The 18173-nt window shown below is 75.4% G+C and carries 13 protein-coding genes; 10 read left to right on the forward strand and 3 right to left on the reverse strand.

Annotated elements, in window-relative coordinates; translation table 11 throughout:
- Positions 1–52 precede the first annotated feature (52 nt).
- The 4 genes from WHI96_RS11270 (at position 53) to WHI96_RS11285 (ending at position 3883) form a co-directional block, all read left to right on the forward strand.
- Positions 53–856, forward strand: a complete 804-nt coding sequence (locus WHI96_RS11270; RefSeq protein ID WP_345652949.1) for a hypothetical protein — start codon at positions 53–55, stop codon at positions 854–856.
- 42 nt (positions 857–898) lie between these two features.
- Complete coding sequence (gene coaE / locus WHI96_RS11275) at positions 899–2074, forward strand: dephospho-CoA kinase (protein ID WP_345652946.1); 1176 nt, start codon at positions 899–901, stop codon at positions 2072–2074.
- A gap of 223 nt (positions 2075–2297) precedes the next feature.
- Positions 2298–3083: an RNA polymerase sigma factor gene (locus WHI96_RS11280; protein WP_345653008.1), complete on the forward strand. Its 786-nt coding sequence runs from the start codon at positions 2298–2300 to the stop codon at positions 3081–3083.
- On the forward strand, positions 3080–3883 hold the full coding sequence (locus WHI96_RS11285) for a hypothetical protein (RefSeq protein ID WP_345652943.1): 804 nt from the start codon (positions 3080–3082) through the stop codon (positions 3881–3883). The genes WHI96_RS11280 and WHI96_RS11285 overlap by 4 nt, the downstream gene beginning before the upstream one ends.
- 85 nt (positions 3884–3968) lie before the next feature.
- On the opposite strand, the gene WHI96_RS11290 is transcribed toward WHI96_RS11285, so the two are convergent.
- Positions 3969–4493: a ribonuclease FAU-1 family protein gene (locus WHI96_RS11290; RefSeq protein ID WP_345652940.1), complete on the reverse strand. Its 525-nt coding sequence runs from the start codon at positions 4491–4493 to the stop codon at positions 3969–3971.
- An 81-nt stretch (positions 4494–4574) separates the two neighbouring features.
- Between WHI96_RS11290 and uvrB the strand changes: the two genes are divergently transcribed.
- From uvrB to WHI96_RS11310, 4 genes are all read left to right on the forward strand, one after another.
- Positions 4575–6815: an excinuclease ABC subunit UvrB gene (gene uvrB, locus WHI96_RS11295; RefSeq protein WP_345652937.1), complete on the forward strand. Its 2241-nt coding sequence runs from the start codon at positions 4575–4577 to the stop codon at positions 6813–6815.
- A gap of 129 nt (positions 6816–6944) precedes the next feature.
- Entirely contained in the window at positions 6945–8234 is a 1290-nt protein-coding gene (locus WHI96_RS11300) for a glycosyltransferase 87 family protein (RefSeq protein WP_345652934.1), read from the forward strand.
- Positions 8235–8405: 171 nt separating this feature from the next.
- Positions 8406–9611: a GAF domain-containing protein gene (locus tag WHI96_RS11305; protein ID WP_349302372.1), complete on the forward strand. Its 1206-nt coding sequence runs from the start codon at positions 8406–8408 to the stop codon at positions 9609–9611.
- Positions 9612–9810: 199 nt separating this feature from the next.
- A complete protein-coding gene (locus WHI96_RS11310) occupies positions 9811–10578 on the forward strand; it encodes an acetoin reductase (protein ID WP_345652930.1) in 768 nt (255 codons plus the stop codon).
- Between the two features lie 44 nt (positions 10579–10622).
- Here the strand turns inward: WHI96_RS11310 and WHI96_RS11315 are convergent, their stop codons facing one another.
- The gene (locus tag WHI96_RS11315; RefSeq protein WP_226365503.1) at positions 10623–11519 is read right to left on the reverse strand and encodes an ABC transporter permease; all 897 of its coding nucleotides are present in this window, start codon (positions 11517–11519) and stop codon (positions 10623–10625) included.
- The gene (locus WHI96_RS11320) at positions 11516–14734 is read right to left on the reverse strand and encodes an alpha/beta fold hydrolase (RefSeq protein ID WP_349302373.1); all 3219 of its coding nucleotides are present in this window, start codon (positions 14732–14734) and stop codon (positions 11516–11518) included. Before WHI96_RS11320 ends, WHI96_RS11315 begins: the two co-directional genes overlap by 4 nt.
- Positions 14735–15010: 276 nt before the next feature.
- Here WHI96_RS11320 and WHI96_RS11325 point away from each other — a divergent pair, with 276 nt between their 5' ends.
- Together WHI96_RS11325 and WHI96_RS11330 are read left to right on the forward strand one after the other, a co-directional pair.
- Complete coding sequence (locus tag WHI96_RS11325; protein ID WP_345654501.1) at positions 15011–16705, forward strand: metallophosphoesterase; 1695 nt, start codon at positions 15011–15013, stop codon at positions 16703–16705.
- A gap of 260 nt (positions 16706–16965) precedes the next feature.
- Positions 16966–18060 carry a TerC family protein gene (locus WHI96_RS11330; RefSeq protein ID WP_345654504.1) on the forward strand — a complete coding sequence of 365 codons (1095 nt, stop codon included), beginning with the start codon at positions 16966–16968 and terminating at the stop codon, positions 18058–18060.
- Positions 18061–18173 lie beyond the last annotated feature (113 nt).

Raw genomic sequence — 18173 nt, forward strand, 5'->3', positions numbered from 1 at the left:
GGCGCGCGCACCGGTCCGGACTCGATCTCCGGGTCGGCCTAGATTGGGGTGCATGGCCGGCCGTACCGTCCGCCGGACGCGTTCCGGCGAGTCCCTGTCCCACGACCGCACGTCCTGGCGTCGCGGGCGGTCCGCGCTCGCGGGCGTCCTGCTCACCGCGGTCCTCGCCGGATGCGGCACGGCGTCCGGGGACACCGGGATCGCGGTCCCGACGTTCCCGGCCGAGCAGTCCGGCGCCGCCCAGGCCGGGCGGGAACCGATCCCGATCGCGCTGCCCACCGACTGCGTGCAGCTGATGGATCCCGAGCAGGCCGGAGCGCTGTTCGGGCAGGTCCTGGGGTCGGTGTCGGTCCAGTCGGTCCGCGGCGTCCCCGAGGCGTCGGTCAACCGCACCGAGCGCACCGCCTGCACCTACCGCGCGGGCGGCCAGGCCCAGGCCTTCGGCGGGGTGCGCAACTCCGGCCCGGTGCTGTTCCAGCTCAACATCGGCCGCTACGGCGACACCGCCTCCGCGACCCGGCAGTGGCAGCTCAACACCAACGCCGAGCGCGGCTCGGCCACCGCATCGCGCGACATCACCGTTGGCTCGGTCCCCGGAGTCCTCGTCGAGCGGCCGGACGAGGCCACCCTCGCCCTGGTCTACGGCGTCGACACGCTGACGTTCATCCTGCCGGTGGCCGCCCCCGGGCAGACCCGGTCCGCGGCCGAGACCCTGCCCGACCTGGCGCAGCGCATCATCCCGGCGCTGACGCCGACCCAGCCGCCGTCCGCGCGGCCGACGCCCGCCGCCCCGCCGGCGGCGCCCGCCCCGCAGGCCGGCACCGGCGCCGCGGGCAGCGCACGCGGCACCACCTGAGCGTGCCCGGGGCGACCCGGCGCGGCCCGCTACGGTGATCACGTGCTGCGGACAGGGCTGACCGGCGGAATCGGTGCGGGCAAGTCGACGGTCGCGACGCGGCTGGTCGAACGCGGGGCGGTGCTGGTCGACTCCGACGTGATCGCCCGCGAGGTCGTCGAGCCGGGCACCGAGGGTCTGGCGGCGATCGTCGGAGCGTTCGGCCGGGAGGTCCTCGATGCCGACGGCCGCCTCGACCGGCCCGCCCTCGCCGCCGTCGTCTTCTCCGACGCCGGGGCCCGGCGCACCCTGGACGGCATCGTGCACCCGCTGGTGCGGGCCCGGTCCGACGAGCTCGTCGCCGCCGCCCCGGCGGACGCGGTCGTCGTGCAGGACATCCCGCTGCTCGTCGAGGGCGGCATGGCCCCGGCGTTCCCGCTGGTCGTCGTGGTCGGGGTGGACGCCGAGGAGCGGGCACGGAGGCTGGTGTCCGCGCGCGGGATGAGCGAGCAGGACGCCCGGGCCCGGATCGCCGCCCAGGCCACCGACGAGCAGCGCCGCGCCGTCGCCGACGTCTGGCTGGACAACTCGGGGGACCCGGACGACACCCGTCGCCGGGTGGACGCGCTGTGGGACGGACGGCTCGCCGGGTTCGAGGAGAACCTGCGTACGGGCCGCCCGGCCCCGGACGGGCCGCCCCGGCTCGTCGAGCACGACCCGGACTGGGCGGTCCAGGCCCGCCGGCTCGCCGAGCGGGTCGCGGTCGCCGCGGGCGGCCACGGCCGCGGGGTGGACCACATCGGGTCGACCGCCGTCCCGGGGCTCCCGGCCCGCGACGTGCTCGACCTGCAGCTCGCGGTGGAGTCGCCCGCCGACGCCGGCGCGGTCACCGACGCCCTGGTCGCGGCCGGGTTCCCGGTCGACGCCGCCGCACCGGAGGCGAGCGAGGGCACCGCGCCGGAGGGGAGCGAGGGCACCGCGCCGGAGGGGAGCACGGGCACGGTGCGGGTGCACCGCTCGGCCGACCCGGGGCGGGCCGCGGTGGTGGCCGTGCGGGTGCACGGATCGCCCGCCTGGCGGCACGCGGTCGAGCTGCGGGACCGGCTGCGCGCCGACGCGACCGCCCGTGCGGGCTACGCCGCGCACAAGCGTGCGGCGGCGGAACGGTACGCCGACGACGCGGACCCGCGTCACTACCGTGCGTGCACGGCGGAGTGGCGATCCGACCCGAACGGCTGAGCATGTCGGGACGCAGGTCACGCGGAACGTGACGATCGGGTCGCGCCGGACCCGTTTCTGTAACGCCACACGCTCGTTGGTCGATCAGGCGGGGCAGAGGGTGCTCCTGCCCGGATCGGCCGCGGTACCTGCGGGTACCCGTCGACCGGGCCGGTCACCGGGGTGATCGGCACCGGCCCGGAGAGTCCGGTGACGGCGACGAGAGGACACGGGGTTGAGCACAGTGGCCCAGCGTTTCGGGGCGGACGGCGAGTTCGCCGAGCCCGAGCGCGCGCCCGCGTTCCCCCACACGGAGGAGTCCGGCGGCGGGGCGGGGCGGGGCGAGCCGGGCGCGATCGACCACGACGCGTGGACCGACGCCGAGTACGAGGCCCCGCCGATCAGCGGCGCCGTCGTCCAGCAGCACCGTACGCTCCCGCACGGTGAGCTCCGTGCGGACTTCGGGGCACACCTCGAGACGCACTACCCGCGTCTGGTCGCGCAGCTCTACGCGATCACGCTCAACCCGCACGACGCGCACGACGCGGTGCAGGACGCCTACTCGCGGGCCTGGCGACGCTGGGCCGCGCTGCGCGCCGAGCCGGCGGGCCCGGACCACGAGGACGCGGCCGTCGGCTGGGTCCGGCGGGTCGCGATCCGCGCGTCGATGCGGGGGCGGATCCTGCGCCGCCGTCGCAGGCCGTCGCCGGAGGAGACCGACCCGCGCACCGGGGCGCTCCTGGAGGCGCTCGGGCGGCTCGCACCCGTCGACCGCCGGGCCGTGGTGCTGCACCACATGGCCGGCCTGTCGACCGGCGCGGTCGCCGAGCTGGAGCGGGTCACCGAGCACGAGGTGCGGCGCCGGCTGGTCCGCGGTCGCGAGGTCGTGACCGAGGGCATGGCCGAGGTGCTGGAGGAGATCATCGGACCGGCGGCCGGCGCGGTCGGGGGACCGCCGACGGGTGACGGGGCGCCGCAGCACGACCTGCGTGGCGGGTACCCACCCGTCATCGAGGGGGGACGGGTATGAACGGGTTCGCCGACATCGACCGGGAGTTCCACCGGCTCGACGACGTCCTGGCCGCGGCGGTGCCGCTGCCGGCCGTCGACGACGTGATCTCCCGCGCCGCCGGCGCGCGCCGGGCCACCTCGGCCGCGGCCGCGGCGGTGCTCACCGTCGGGTCGCTGGGCGGGATCACCGCCGTCGCGACCGCGGCCGCGCCCGACGGGAGTTTCGTCGGGCCGCCCTTCGCCATCGCCGCACCGCAGGCGAGCGGCCCGACCCCGGAGCCGGTCGAGGCCGGTGACGCGGGTGGTGCGGCCACCGGTGAGGGCAGCCTCCCGCCCGCGTTCGACCCGACCGTCGCGGCGACCCGGGGCGGCGCGCTGTCCGGTGGTGGCGGCTCGCCCGCCGCCCCCGCGCCCGGTCCGGCCCCCGCGCCCGGAACCCCCGCGGCACCCGTGGTCCCGCCGCCGCCCACCGGTGACGGTCCGCCGGCCCCGCCGCCGCACACGACCCCGCCGCGACCGACCGACGAGGGCTCGCCCGAGCCCACGACGCCGCGGCCGACGACGCCCAGGCCCACGACGCCGAGGCCGACGCCGACGACGACGCCGCCGACCTCGACGCCGAAGCCGACCGACGAGGGCACCCCGGAGCCGACGACCACCGCCCCGGCCCCGACGACCACCGACCCGGCCCCGACGACGACCAACTCGGCCGCGCCGACCACCACGTCGCCCGACCCGACGACCACCACCGGGACCACGACGCCGGAGACCTCGACCAGCGCCGTCGGCCTCGGCCCGGCGCAGTCCTCCGCGCTCTGACCCACCCGGACCGGCCCCGCCGGGGCCGGTCGGTCGTCCCGCCGCGTCGCGCGGCCCGGCCGCCGACGCCGGTCGGTGCCGAGGGTCAGTGCGAGGCGTCCTCCGGCCGGTCCCGCGGCCCCAGGTCGATCCCCAGGGACGCCAGCCAGGCCACGTGGTCGTGGTCGTGGCGGACCAGCCCGTCGAGCACCGCGTGCGACCGCTCCAGGGCGTACTCGGCCAGGTCGGTGCCGACCAGCCCCTGCGCCACGGCGGCGACGAACTCGTCGACGTCGATGACGTCGGTCCCGCGGCCGCGGCGCACCACGAGGTCCAGGTAGAGGTCGGTCATGTGCAGCCGCCTGCCCTCGCGGGTGATCGCGGCGACGTCGACGTACACGTCCTGGTCGCGTTCGTGCCCCGGCCGCCACCGCCAGTCCGACAGGCACACGCCCAGCTCCGGGAGTACCCAGGTCTCGATCCACCAGGCGTTCGGCCGGGCCACGACGGGCCGGGACAGGTACAGCCCCCAGGTCTCCTCGCGCAGCGTGGCGATCTCGCGGTGGGTCCCCTTGGTGTCGACCTGGACGCCCCGCTCGGGGTCGAAGGTCTGCGTCTTGGGCGGGTGCACGGTCGCCCATCCTGCCGGTCCGGCGGTCCCGGCGGGGACGCACGGCGGGAAAGTGTCGGGGGTCGCTCGTACCCTGGTGTCATGGCATTCGCGACCGAGGTCCCGGGCAGCGCGGCGGACTCCCGTGCCCGGGAGGACGCTGCGCACCCGGACGCGGGCACCACCCCGACGGACACCCCGCGCGCGCACTCCGAGCACCGCCCCGTGGGCGCGGTCGAGCGCAGCACGGCCCCGTTCCGCGTGGTCAGCGAGCACGTCCCCGCCGGTGACCAGCCGACCGCGATCGCCGAGCTGGACCGGCGGCTGCGCGCCGGCGAGGAGGACGTCGTCCTGCTGGGCGCCACCGGTACCGGCAAGTCGGCCACCACCGCGTGGCTGATCGAGCAGCAGCAGCGCCCGACGCTGGTGATGGCACCGAACAAGACCCTGGCCGCGCAGCTGGCGAACGAGCTGCGGGAGATGCTCCCGAACAACGCGGTCGAGTACTTCGTCTCGTACTACGACTACTACCAGCCCGAGGCCTACATCGCGCAGACCGACACCTACATCGAGAAGGACAGCTCGATCAACGACGACGTCGAGCGGCTGCGGCACTCGGCGACGATGAACCTGTTGTCCCGGCGGGACGTCGTCGTGGTCGCCTCGGTGTCGTGCATCTACGGCCTCGGCACCCCGCAGTCCTACCTCGACCGGTCCGTCTCGCTGCGGGTCGGCGAGGAGGTCGAGCGCGACCGGCTGCTGCGGCTGCTGGTCGACGTGCAGTACACCCGCAACGACATGTCCTTCACCCGGGGCACGTTCCGGGTCCGCGGTGACACCGTCGAGATCATCCCCGCGTACCAGGAGCTGGCGCTGCGGATCGAGTTCTTCGGCGACGAGATCGAGGCGCTCTACTACCTCAACCCGCTGACGGGGGAGGAGGTCGAGCAGGTCGACGAGATCAAGGTCTTCCCGGCGACGCACTACGTCGCGGGCCCGGAGGCGATGGAGCGCGCCGTGCGCGCCATCGAGGCGGAGCTGGAGGAGCGCCTCGCGCAGCTGGAGAACCAGGGCAAGCTGCTGGAGGCCCAGCGGCTGCGGATGCGGACCCAGTACGACATCGAGATGATCCGCCAGGTCGGGTTCTGCTCGGGCATCGAGAACTACTCGCGCCACATCGACGGCCGCGGCGCCGGCACCGCGCCGGCCACCCTGATCGACTACTTCCCGGACGACTTCCTGCTGGTGATCGACGAGTCGCACAACACGGTCCCGCAGATCGGCGGCATGTACGAGGGCGACATGTCCCGCAAGCGCAACCTCGTCGAGTACGGTTTCCGCCTCCCCTCCGCGGTCGACAACCGGCCGCTCACCTGGGAGGAGTTCGCCGACCGGATCGGCCAGACCGTCTACCTGTCCGCGACCCCGGGCCCCTACGAGCTCAACCGCACCGGCGGCGAGTTCGTCGAGCAGGTCATCCGCCCCACCGGCCTGGTCGACCCCGAGGTCGTCGTGAAGCCGACCAAGGGCCAGATCGACGACCTGGTCGCCGAGATCCGGGACCGGACCGGCAAGGACGAGCGGGTCCTGGTCACCACGCTGACCAAGAAGATGGCCGAGGACCTCACCGACTACCTGCTCGAGCTCGGGATCAAGGTCCGGTACCTGCACTCCGAGGTCGACACCCTGCGCCGGGTGGAGCTGCTGCGCCAGCTGCGGTCCGGCGAGTACGACGTGCTGGTCGGCATCAACCTGCTCCGCGAGGGCCTCGACCTGCCCGAGGTGTCGCTGGTGGCGATCCTCGACGCGGACAAGGAGGGCTTCCTCCGGTCCGGCACCTCGCTGATCCAGACCATCGGCCGCGCGGCGCGCAACGTCTCCGGCCAGGTGCACATGTACGCCGACCGGATCACCGACTCGATGCGGTACGCGATCGACGAGACCGACCGGCGCCGCGCCAAGCAGGTCGCCTACAACACCGAGCGCGGCATCGACCCGCAGCCCCTGCGCAAGAAGATCGCCGACATCCTCGACCAGGTCTACCGCGAGGCCGAGGACACCGAGGCCGTCCCGGTCGGCGGGTCGGGCCGCAACGCCTCGCGCGGCAAACGGGCCGCGGGGGAGAAGGGGCGCGCCCCGGCCCCGGGCGGCAGCTCCGGGGTGGCGTCGAAGGACACGGCGGGGATGCCGCGTGCCGAGCTGGCCGACCTCATCCAGCAGATGAACGACCAGATGCTCACCGCCGCACGGGATCTCCAGTTCGAGCTGGCGGCCCGGCTCCGCGACGAGATCGCCGACCTCAAGAAGGAGCTGCGGGGGATGGACGCGGCCGGGGTGTCGTAGGCGGGTCCCGCGGCGGGGCGCGGGGTCGTCCCCGCTACCGTGGTCCACCGTCGTCCCCAAGCGGCCGCCGGGCGCCGCCCGTCGCGCGGCCCGTACCCGTCCGGCCCGGCCGCACACGGAGGAGCCCGCGTGACCGTCACCCGCACCCCGCCCGATCCGGACGTGCCCGCCGCACCCGGCGGGGGCGCCGCGGTCCTCGTCGGACGGATGCGGACGGCGGCGCTCACCCCGTGGACGCTGGTGGTCACGGTGCCGCTGCTGGCCGCGGCGCTGTACTGGTCCTGGTTCCGGCTGCGCGACTACGCACTCGACCTCGACGTGTACCGGATCGGCGTGCAGGTCTGGCTGGCCGGCGGCGACATGTACGGCACGCTCCCGCCGCCGCTGCACGGGCCGGTGCTGCCGTTCATCTACCCCACGTTCGCGGCGATCACGATGGTCCCGCTGGCCGTCGTGCCCTACGTCGTGGCGTTCACCGCGCAGTTCGTCGCCTCGGTGCTGTCGCTGGCGGTCTGCATCGCGCTCACGATCCGCGTCGCGTGGCCCGCGGGCGGGCGGCGGGCCCCGCTCGTGCTGGGCGTGCCGGTCCTGGCCGCGGTGCTGCTCATGGAGCCGGTCGCGCAGACCTTCGCCTTCGGCCAGATCAACCTCGTGCTGATGCTGCTCGTGCTGGTCGACCTGCTCGCCCCGCGGACCTGGTGGCCGCGCGGGCTCCTGCTCGGCCTGGCCGCGGCGATCAAGCTGACCCCGGGCGGGTTCGTCCTGTACTTCCTGGTGCGGCGGGACTGGAAGGCGGCGGGCGTCGCCGTCGTCACCGGCATCCTCGCCACCGGCCTCGGGTTCGTCGTCGACCTCGACTCCTCGGTGCGGTACTGGTTCGTCGGCGGCCCGGCCGCCGGGGTGAGCGGCTCGACGTTCTTCTCCAACGAGACCGTGCAGGCCGTGCTCGCCCGCCAGGAGGTCCCCGACCCCTGGTTCCACATCCTGTGGCTGGGCATCGTCGGCGTCCTGCTGGCGCTGGCCGTGCCGATCATCCGGCGCACCGAGCCGGTGATCGCGATGTCGGCGACGGCCGCCGTCGTGCTGATGGCGACCCCGACCGCCTGGTCGCACCACTGGGTGTGGGTCGTGCCCGCGCTGATCGGGATCGGTGCGCACGCCCTGCGGTACCGCGGCGCCGGGTGGGCCGCGGTCGGCGCGGTGATCGCCGCGATCTTCTACATCGCGCCGTTCCGCTGGATGCCCAACGTGTGGGGCGTCGAGATGAAGTGGAGCCTCTGGGAGCAGTTGCTCGGGGCCAGTTACGTCATCCCCGCGGCGCTGACCCTCGGACTGGGCTGCTGGTACGTCACCCGGGGCCCGGGCCGTCCCGGCGGTCCGCAGGCCCCGCGACCCGGACGGCTGCACGTCGGCTCCTGACCCTCCGACGGGGCCGGCCCCGGGCACGACCGGCCCTCGACTATGGCGCGGGTCACGGACATCCGCCTACTGTGTGAGCCGGAGGTGCCGGTGGAGCCAGTCGACGACGACCGGAGCCGGGCAGGCGTGTGCGCCGTCCGCCCGGGGACCGACCTCGGTCGGCATGCCCGGATGCTGTCCCGGCTGCACGACGCGGTGCTGTCCGGCGACGCCCGCCCCGACGACACGGCCCGCGGACGCCGGCTGGTCACCCGCTCCTGGGACCGGGTACGGGCCCAGGGCGTGAACCCCGACGCCGGCGAGCCGCCCGGCCCGCTGGACGCCGCCGTCGTCGAGCAGCGACGCGCGACGTCGCCGCTGGTCCCGGTGCTGCCCGCGCTGCGTGCCGCGCTGACCTCGGTCGCCGAGGACGCGCGGCACGTGATGGTCGTCTGCGACGCCGACGGGGTCCTGCTGTGGCGGGAGGGCTCGACCGCCGTCCGCCGCCGCGCCGACGCGCTCGGGTTCACCGAGGGCGCGGAGTGGTCCGAGCAGTCGGTCGGCACCAACGCGATCGGGACCGCGCTCGCCGAGGGCGGGCCGGTGCAGATCTTCTCCGCCGAGCACTTCGTGCGCAGCCACCACGGCTGGACCTGCACCGCGGCCCCCGTGCACGACCCGCGCAGCGGTGAGCTGCTCGGCGTGGTCGACCTGTCCGGGCCCGCCGAGACGATCCACCCGACGACCGTCGCGCTCGTCGACACCGCGGTGCGGCTCGCCGAGGCCGGGCTGTGGCAGCGACACGAGGCCCGGCTCGACGCGCTGCGCACCATCGGCGCCCCGATGCTCGCCGGCGACACCGGGCCGGGCCTGGTCGTCGACGACCACGGCTGGGTCGCCGCCGCGTCCGGGCTGCCCGGTGTCGAGCGGGTCGCCGCGCCGGTGCCGGAGCGTCTGATCGCCGTGCACGGGCTGGGGCCGTGCCTGCCCGAGCCGGTGCCCGGCGGCTGGCTGCTGCGCCCGGCGGCCGGCGGGAGCAGGCGGATGCGGCTGCGCCTGGACCTGGACGGCCGTCCGCCGCAGGCCGTGATCGAGGGCACGACCCGCTGGGTGCACGCGCTGTCGACCCGGCACGCCGAGGTCCTGGTGCTGCTCGCCCGGGCCGGGGCGAGCGGGCTGGACGCGGCCACGTTGTCCCAGGGGCTCTACGGCGACCGGGCGCACCTGGTCACCGTCCGCGCCGAGATGTCGCGGCTGCGCCGGAATCTGGGCGGGATCCTGCTGGCCCGCCCCTACCGGATCGCCCCCGAGGTCGAGCTGGACCTGGCCGGGCTGGCGGGCAGCCGGGTCGTGCGCGAGTCGACCGCGCCGGGCGTGGCCGCCCTGCGCCGCGACTGAGCGGCCCGGTCACCGCCGAGCACCGCACCGCGACCGGGCTGCCGCATCTCGACGGGACGCCGCCACGCCTCCGCCGCTGCAACCCGCCTGCAACGCTGTCCGTGACCCGCGTCACCGGCTGGACTGGGGTCGCGGGAACGTCCCGCCGCGGCAGGGACGCCGCCCCCGGCGGCCCGCGCGAGCGAACTGGGAGGCCCACATGGGTGTCGCCGTGGTCACCGGAGCCGGACGCGGGATCGGGCGGGGCATCGCCCTGCGCCTGGCTCGCGACGGGCACGCCGTCGCCGTCAACGACCGGGACGCCCACGGCGCCACCGCCGTCGCCGAGGAGATCCGCTCGGCGGGCGGGACCGCGGTGGCCTACCCGGCCGACGTCACCGACCCCGACGCGGTCACCGCGATGGTCGGCCAGGTCGCCGAGGAGCTCGGCGGTCTGGACGTGATGGTCGCGAACGCCGGTATCGCCCAGGTCAAGCCCCTGCTCGAGGTGACACCCGACGACCTGCGCACCATCTTCGACGTCAACGTGTTCGGCGTCGTCTACTGCCTGCAGGCCGCCGCCCGCGTGATGATCGACCGGGGGACCGGCGGCAAGATCGTCAGCGCCGCGTCGATCGCCGGGCACCAGGGCTTCGACCTCCTCGGGCACTACTCGGCGACCAAGTTCGCCGTCCGTGCCCTCACCCAGGCCGCGGCCAAGGAGCTGGCGCCGCACCGGATCACCGTGAACGCGTACTGCCCGGGGATCGTCGGCACCGACATGTGGGACCTGATCGACGAGCAGATGGGCGCCCGCAGCGGCGCGGGGAAGGGCGAGACGCTCACGCAGTACGCGGCCGCCATCCCGCTGGGCCGGGTGCAGACCGCCGACGACGTCGCCGCCTTCGTCTCCTACCTCGCCGGCCCGGACTCCGACTACATGACCGGCCAGGCCGTCATGATCGACGGCGGGGTGGTCATGGTCTGAGGGCCCACCGGGTGCCGGGCCGCGCGGCCGGCCCGGCACCACGGTCAGCTGGTGATGTCCTTGGTGCGGAACCGCCACGCCGCGAGCCCCAGGAATGCGGTGGCGTAGCAGACCGCGGAGAACGTCCCGTAGGTCATGTCCGACCAGTCGACGTCGGTCGCGAGCAGCGCCGACCAGGCGTCGCCGTAGTGGGTGGGGAGGAAGTCCCGGATGATCCCCAGGTCCTCGATCTGGTCGATGATCTGGGAGACGATCGAGGCCATCACCGCGCCGCCGACCGCGCCCAGCGGGGCGTCGGTGCTCACCGACAGCAGCAGCGCCAGCCCGGCCACCCAGCTCAGCTGCACGGTCACGTACAGCGCGCCGAGCATCACCCGCCCGGCCGCGCTCCAGAACGGCAGCGACTCCCCGATCGGCGAGACCAGGTCCCCGGTGCCGTAGGCGATCGCCCCCACCACCAGCGACGCGACCGGGAGCAGCAGCAGCGCCGCCACCGACAGCACCCCCGCGACGACGGCCTTCTGCCGCAGCAGCCGCGCCCGCGGTACCGGGACGGCCAGCAGGTAGCGCAGCGACGACCACGACGCCTCCGAGGCCACCGTGTCGCCGAAGAACAGCGCGACCAGCACCACCAGCAGGAAGCTCGCCGAGGCGAACAGCGTGAACACCGCGAAGTTCGCGGCGCTGCCCGACGCCAGGTCGACCAGGCTCGGGCCACGGGCTCCGGGCTCGTCGTCGCCGAGGGAGAACGCCGCCCACAGGATGATCGGCATCGCCACCACCAGCGCGAACGCGACCTGGGTGCGACGGCGCTGGAGCTGGCGGACCAGCTCGGTGCGCAGCGGCATGGTCCGGCCCGGGACGGCGGGCGGCGCGGCCCGGCCGGTCACGAGGTCGCCGACGTGCCCGCGGCGGGTCGAGAGCTGACGGTCGTCACTCACGAGGTACCTCCGACGTCGCGCCCCTCGGGGCCCACCAGTTCCAGGAACGCGTCCTCCAGCCGCCCGCGCGGCCCGGCCGCGCTGACCGCGACCCCGCCGGACACCAGCGCGGCGACGGCGTCGGCGCGGGCGGTGCCGTCGAGATCGGCGTGCACGACGCCCGGCTGGTCTCCGGTGACGACGTCGGTGACGCCGTCGAGGGCGGCCAGCACGGCCCGGGCCCGGCCGGTGTCGTCCACGGTGAACGACGAGCCGCCCCCGGCCGCCATCAGCTCGGCGACCGTCCCCGCGGCGACGACCGTGCCGCGGTGCATGACCACGACCTCCGAGCAGGTCTGCTCCACCTCCGACAGCAGGTGGCTGGACACGAGCACGGTCCGGCCGCCCGCGGCGTAGCGGCGCAGCAGCTCGCGCATCGCGTGGATCTGGGGCGGGTCGAGCCCGTTGGTGGGCTCGTCGAGGATGAGCAGCTCGGGCAGGCCCAGCATCGCCTGCGCGATCGCGAGGCGCTGCCGCATGCCCTGGGAGTAGGTGCCGACGCGGCGGTGCACCGAGTCGCCGAGCCCGGCGATCTCCAGCGTCTCCTCCATCCGCGCCTGCTCCGGCGGGCGCCCGGTGGCCTCCCAGTAGAGCCGCAGGTTCTCCGCGCCCGACAGGTGCGGCAGGAACCCGGGGCCCTCGACGAACGCGCCGATCCGGGACAGCACCGTCGCCCCCGGGCGGATGGGCCGGCCGAACGCCGTCATCGTCCCGGCGGTGGGCGCGATCAGGCCCATGAGCATGCGCAGGACGGTCGTCTTGCCCGCGCCGTTCGGGCCGAGCAGGCCGAGCACCGCGCCCCGCGGCACGGTGAACGACACGTCGGACACCGCGGCGAACCCGTTGCGGTAGGTCTTCGCCAGCCCACCGACGACCAGCGGCGGAGCGTCGTCGGGCACGTCGTCGTCGGAGGGCTCGGTCCGGCGCGACCGCAGCCGCGCCACCAGCCACACCAGGATCGCCGCGGCCAGCACCGCGGCGATCCCGAGCACCGGCCACAGCGGGACGGTCCCCGCCGACTCGGTGCGGCCGGGCACCTGGGGCACCGACAGCGCGGTGTCCCCGGCGAGCCCGACCCGCCACACGGCCGGGTCGGCGCCGGAGTCGTAGCCCTGGTCGGTCGTCGACAGCTGCACCAGCAGGCGGCTGCCGGCCTGCACCGGTGCGACGACGCCGGGCAGCGTCACCGTCGCCTCGGCCGGGGAGCCGTCGGCGGGGACGGCGATCCGCAGCGGTGCGACGGCGTTGCCCAGCAGCGTGCTGCGCCCGTCCGGGGTGAGCGTGGTGACCGAGGCGAACAGCACCGCGGTGTCCGGGGCGGGCTGTCCGGCGACCCGCGCGACGCGCACCGTCACCCGCGGCGCCCCGGAGGGCTGCATCGCATCGGCGACGGGTGCGGTGAGGAACCGGGCGGACTGGCCCGGCGTCGTCAGGCCGGACAGGCCGCCGAGCGAGCCCAGCGACCCGAGCGCGGAGCCGAGCCCGGGCAGCGACGTGAGCGCCGAGGGATTCCCGCCCGGCGGGTGGACGACGGTCTGCTCGCCGCCCTCCAGGGGCAGCGCGGTCGTCGGGGCGGGGCCGGAGCCCGCGGTCAGGCCGGGGTAGGCCCCGGCCAGCACGGTCCGGCCGGTGGGGGTGTCGCCACGGGTGCGGACGGTGCTGCGGACCTGGTAGGCGAAGGGGGCCTCGGCGAGCCCGCCGGTGGTCCCGTCGGCGGCGGGCAGACCGCGCAGGTGCTGGTCGAACCAGTCGGCGATGCGGGCGCGGACCTCGGAGTCGGGGCCGCCGCCGTCGTGGCCGCCGGCGAACCACAGCACCGACACCGGGGTGCCGTTCGCGGCGATCTGGCGGGCGTTCGCGTCGGCCTGGTCGAGGCCGAACAGGGTGTCCTGCTCGCCCTGGACCAGCAGCGTCGGCGCGGTGATCCGGTCGGTGACGGTCGCGGGGGAGGAGCGGCGCAGCAGCTCGGTCAGCTCGGGGGAGACGCGGCCGGTGCGGGCGGCCTCGCCGTAGGCGGCGCAAACGTCGCGGGCGAAGCGTCCGCAGACCGGGTCCGACGCCGGCCGCGACGCGTCCTGCGTCCGGCCGGGGGCCGCGCCCGGCGCCGGGGCGCCCCCCGGTCCGGTCGCGGTGCCACCGGCGGTGCCGGCGGAGGTGCCCGGTCCCGCGGTGCCCCCGGCGCCGTCCGGCCCGGAGGCGCCCGCGGTGCCGCCGGACCCGGCTCCGGTGGAGTCGGTGGCCGACCCCGGGCCGGCACCCTCGGAGGAGGACGCGCCGCCCGCGCCGGACGCGCCGTCGGAGGACGACGAACCGCCGGTGGACGAGCCGAACCCGCCCCCGCCGCCGGAGCCGCCGAGCCCCCCGGAGGAGCCGGCGGCGGCCCCGGCCGGGGAGTCCCCGCCCGCGGGCACCCGGCCACCGGAGCCGAAGAACACCCCGGCCCAGCCGCTCTTGAACACCCCGTCGCCGGCGCCCGCACCGGCCGCGGGCGTGCCCGGCGGCGTCGCACCGGCCGGGACGGCGTTGTTCGGGAACAGCGCCTGGCCCAGGTCGTTCCAGGTGATCACCGGCACGATCGCGTCGATCCGCCGGTCGTACCCGGCCAGCAGCAGGGCGAGGCCGCCGCCGTAGGACCCACCGGTCACCCCGACGCGGGGGTCGCCGTCGGCGTCGCGCTGCACGTCGGCGCGCGCGGCGAGGCGGTCCACCAGCCGCGACGCGTCGGCGACCTCGCGGTCGGGGTCGTCCAGCCCGATCGAGCCACCGGAGGCGCCGAAACCGCGCGCGGTCCAGGTCTGCACCACGTAGCCGCGGGCGGCGAGCTCGCGGGCGTCGGAGTCGACCGAGGCCTTGCTGCCGCCGAAGCCGTGCGCCACCAGTACCGCGGGCGCGGGGGAGGCCGCGGTCGCCGAGGCGGGGACGTGGAGCGAGGTGTCCAGGTCGATCGTGCCCGGCTGCCCGGGCCCGGCCGGGACGGCGACCTTCTCCTCGGTCACGGCGACCGCGCCGCCGTCGTCGGCCGCCGCCGCGGCGGGCGCCGGCGCGGCGGGCGCCGGCGCGGCGACCGGGACGCCGGGTGCGGCCGTCGCGGCCGGGGCGAACGCCAGCACCAGGGCGGCGACCGTCGCCGCCACGATCGGGGTACGGACCCACCGGGTCCGGGGGAGCACGTGCACGTCATCGAAACTACGCAGATCGCCGCGGCCGCGTCGCCGGGCGGCGGGTGCGCCCCGCCACGCCCGCCGTCCGGCACCGTTGCGGCACCGGCACCGGCACCGTTGCGGCACCGGCACCGGCACCGGCACCGGCACCGGCACCGGCACCGGCGAACCGGGCACCGCGGGATGAACCCCGCACCAACGGCGCGCGACCCCCGGGTGACGCCGGGCGTTCACCCTCCGTTCCGCCGTGCAACGCCGACCGGAAGCCGCGGCCCGGCACCGTCACCGGGTGTGAGCGTCAACCCCACCGGAGAGACCCCCGGCGTCGGTGTCCCGCGGGCACTCGCCGTCGACATGACGATCGCCGACCAGCAGGACTGGCTCGCCGCGTTCCTGCGACGCCACCCCGTCAGCCGGCGCACCGCGCTGCGCGGCGGCGCCGGCGTCCTGGCGACGCTCGCGGCGTCCGGGTCGCCCTGGGCGCGCGGGGTGGCCGCGGCCGCCGCACCCGCGCCGGTCACCGTCGTCGGACGGCACCTGGCCTACGGGCCCGACCCGGCCCGCTCGATGTCGTTCTCCGGGGAGCTGACCGCGGCCCCGCCGCCCGGCCGGCTGGTCGTCGACGTCGGCACCGACTCCGGGTTCGGGCTCACCCTCCCGGTGCAGGTCCGGCCGCTGGAGAGCCTCGTCCCGCAGGTCGACGGCAGCATCCGCGGCACCCGCCAGTGGTTCGCCCACGCCCGCGCCGACGGCCTCACCCCCGGCAGCCGCTACGTCTACCGGTTCCGCATCGAGGGCCCCGGCGGCACCACGACGACCACCGCCACCAGCACCTTCCGCACGGCCGCGCCCCGCGGCACCCGGCACCGGTTCACCTTCACCGCCTTCGCCGACCAGGGCGTGAGCACCGGTGGGGAGCCGAACCACTACAAGCCCGACGACACCCACCGCAGCCCGGCGCCCGCGGAGGCGCTGACCGCGCTCGTCGCCGCGGAGGCGCCCGCGTTCCACCTGCTCGCCGGCGACATCTGCTACGCCGACCCCTCCGGCGCCGGCAGGCCCGTCCGCCACGGCGCCCCGCAGGACGACGAGGCCCACGACAGCTTCGACCCCACCGTCTGGAGCACCTACTTCGCCGCGATCGAACGCTCGGCCGCGTCGACCCCGTGGATGTTCGCCACCGGCAACCACGACATGGAGGCGCTCTACGACCTGAACCGGGCCGACGGGCCCGCGCACGGCTACGCCGGTCACGCCGCCCGGCTCGCACTGCCCGGTACCGGCCCCCGCGGCTGCCCCTCGGTGTACGCGTTCACCCACGGCACCGTCGGGGTCGTCAGCGTGGACGCCAACGACCTCTCCACCGAGATCCCGACCAACGCCGGCTACTCCGGCGGGACCCAGCTGACCTGGCTGGAGCGGACCCTGGCCGGCTGGCGCGCCGACCCGGACATCGAGTGGATCGTGCTGTTCTTCCACCACTGCGCGTTCGCCACCTCGGGCTCGCACGCCTCCGACGCCGGGGTGCGGCGGGCGCTGGCGCCGCTGTGCGACCGCTACCGGGTCGACCTGTGCGTGCAGGGCCACAACCACCAGTACGAGCGCACCGACCCCATCCGCGACGGCCGCCCCACCCGCCCGGCGCCGGACCGCTCCACCGTCCACCCGGAGACCGACGGCACCACCTACGTCTGCGTCGGCTCCGGCGGACGGCCCCGCTACCGCTGGCAGCCCGGCGAGACCGACAGCGTCCGGGGCCGCGAGACCGGGCAGGCGCCGGTCACGAGCTTCCTGGCCGGCCCCGACGACCAGAAGCAGGCCGAGACCGTCACCTGGTCGCGGACCCGCTACCTCGGCTACGCCTACCTGCGCTGCTCCGTGGTCCCCGGTTCCGGCGGCACCGACTCGCGTCTCGTCGTACACGCCATCACCGACCTCGGCGAGGAGATCGACATGGTCCGGCTCAGCCGTCGCGCGCGCCGCTGAACCGGACACGACGGACGACTTCCGGCCCCGGCCGGGTGCCCTGGGTCACCCCGGCTCGCCATGCAACGGACCAGGGGGGAGACTTCACCTACCGCAGGGGAGTATCCCTACCGCGGTGGTGTCGTCAGCACGGTGTCGTCGCGAGCGTGGTTCGCGAGCGGACCCGGCACCACCGGCCACGCTCGGCAGCCGCAGGAACGGGCTGCCGTGGCGGGAGAGACCTCGGGCTGTCTGATGCTGCCCTGGTCTGGAGGAACTCCGTGAACGTGCCCCTGTGGGTCTGGTTGGTCACCATCGCCGGGTTCGTGCTGGTGATCGGCGCGGACCTGTGGCTCAACGACCACAAGCCGCACGCCGTGACCCTGGGCGAGGTCACCCGCTGGGTCACCTTCTACGTGGCGCTGGCCGTGGCGTTCGGCTGCGGGGTCTGGTTCTTCTCCGGGGGCACCTACGCCGGTGAGTTCTTCGCCGGCTACCTGACCGAGTACTCGTTGTCGGTCGACAACCTGTTCGTCTTCCTCATCATCATGTCCGCGTTCAAGGTGCCGGTCCTCCACCAGCACCGGGTGCTGCTGGTCGGCATCGTGATCGCGCTGATCATGCGGAGCATCTTCATCGCCGCGGGCGCGGCGGTCATCGACCGCTTCAGCTGGGTGTTCTTCCTCTTCGCCGCGTTCCTCGTCTACACCGCCGTCTCGCTGGTCAAGCAGGCCGCCGGCGGCGACGACGAGGAGTGGAAGGAGGGCCGGGTCCTGCAGTGGGTCCGCAAGGCCTTCCCGGTCACCGACGACTACCACGGGGCCAAGACCACCGTGAAGATCGACGGGAAGCGCTGGCTGACCCCGATGCTGATCGTGATGATCGCCATCGGCGTCACCGACATCATGTTCGCGCTGGACTCGATCCCGGCGATCTTCGGCCTCACCCAGGAGCCCTACCTCGTCTTCACCGCGAACGCGTTCGCGCTGATGGGTCTGCGCCAGCTCTACTTCCTGCTCGGCGGGCTGCTCAACAAGCTGGTCTTCCTGTCCTACGGCCTCGCGGTGCTGCTCGCCTTCATCGGCGTCAAGCTCGCCCTGCACGCCCTGCACGAGAACGAGCTGCCCTTCATCAACGGCGGGCAGCCGGTCCCGGTCCCCGAGGTCGGGATCGGACTCTCGCTCGGCGTCATCGTCGGCGTCCTCGCGATCACCACGATCGTCAGCCTCGTCGCGGTCCGGATGAAGCCCGAGCTGGCCGAGCAGGGCAGCGGGATCACCGCGCCGCCACTGGCCCGCACCAAGGAGGAGGCCGCGCAGATCGAGGCCCGGGACGAGCAGGCCGACCATCGCGTGAGCGCCCCCCCGCGCGACTGAGGCCCCGGCCGTTCGGATCCGCATCGGACATCGGGGCGGGGCCGTGTCGGCCCGGCCCCGCCCGGCGCGCCGTGCCTGTGACCAGGCGAAACGACCGAGCCGGAGGCTGTCAA

This window comes from Pseudonocardia tropica (assembly GCF_040105315.1).
Lineage (GTDB): Bacteria > Actinomycetota > Actinomycetes > Mycobacteriales > Pseudonocardiaceae > Pseudonocardia > Pseudonocardia alni.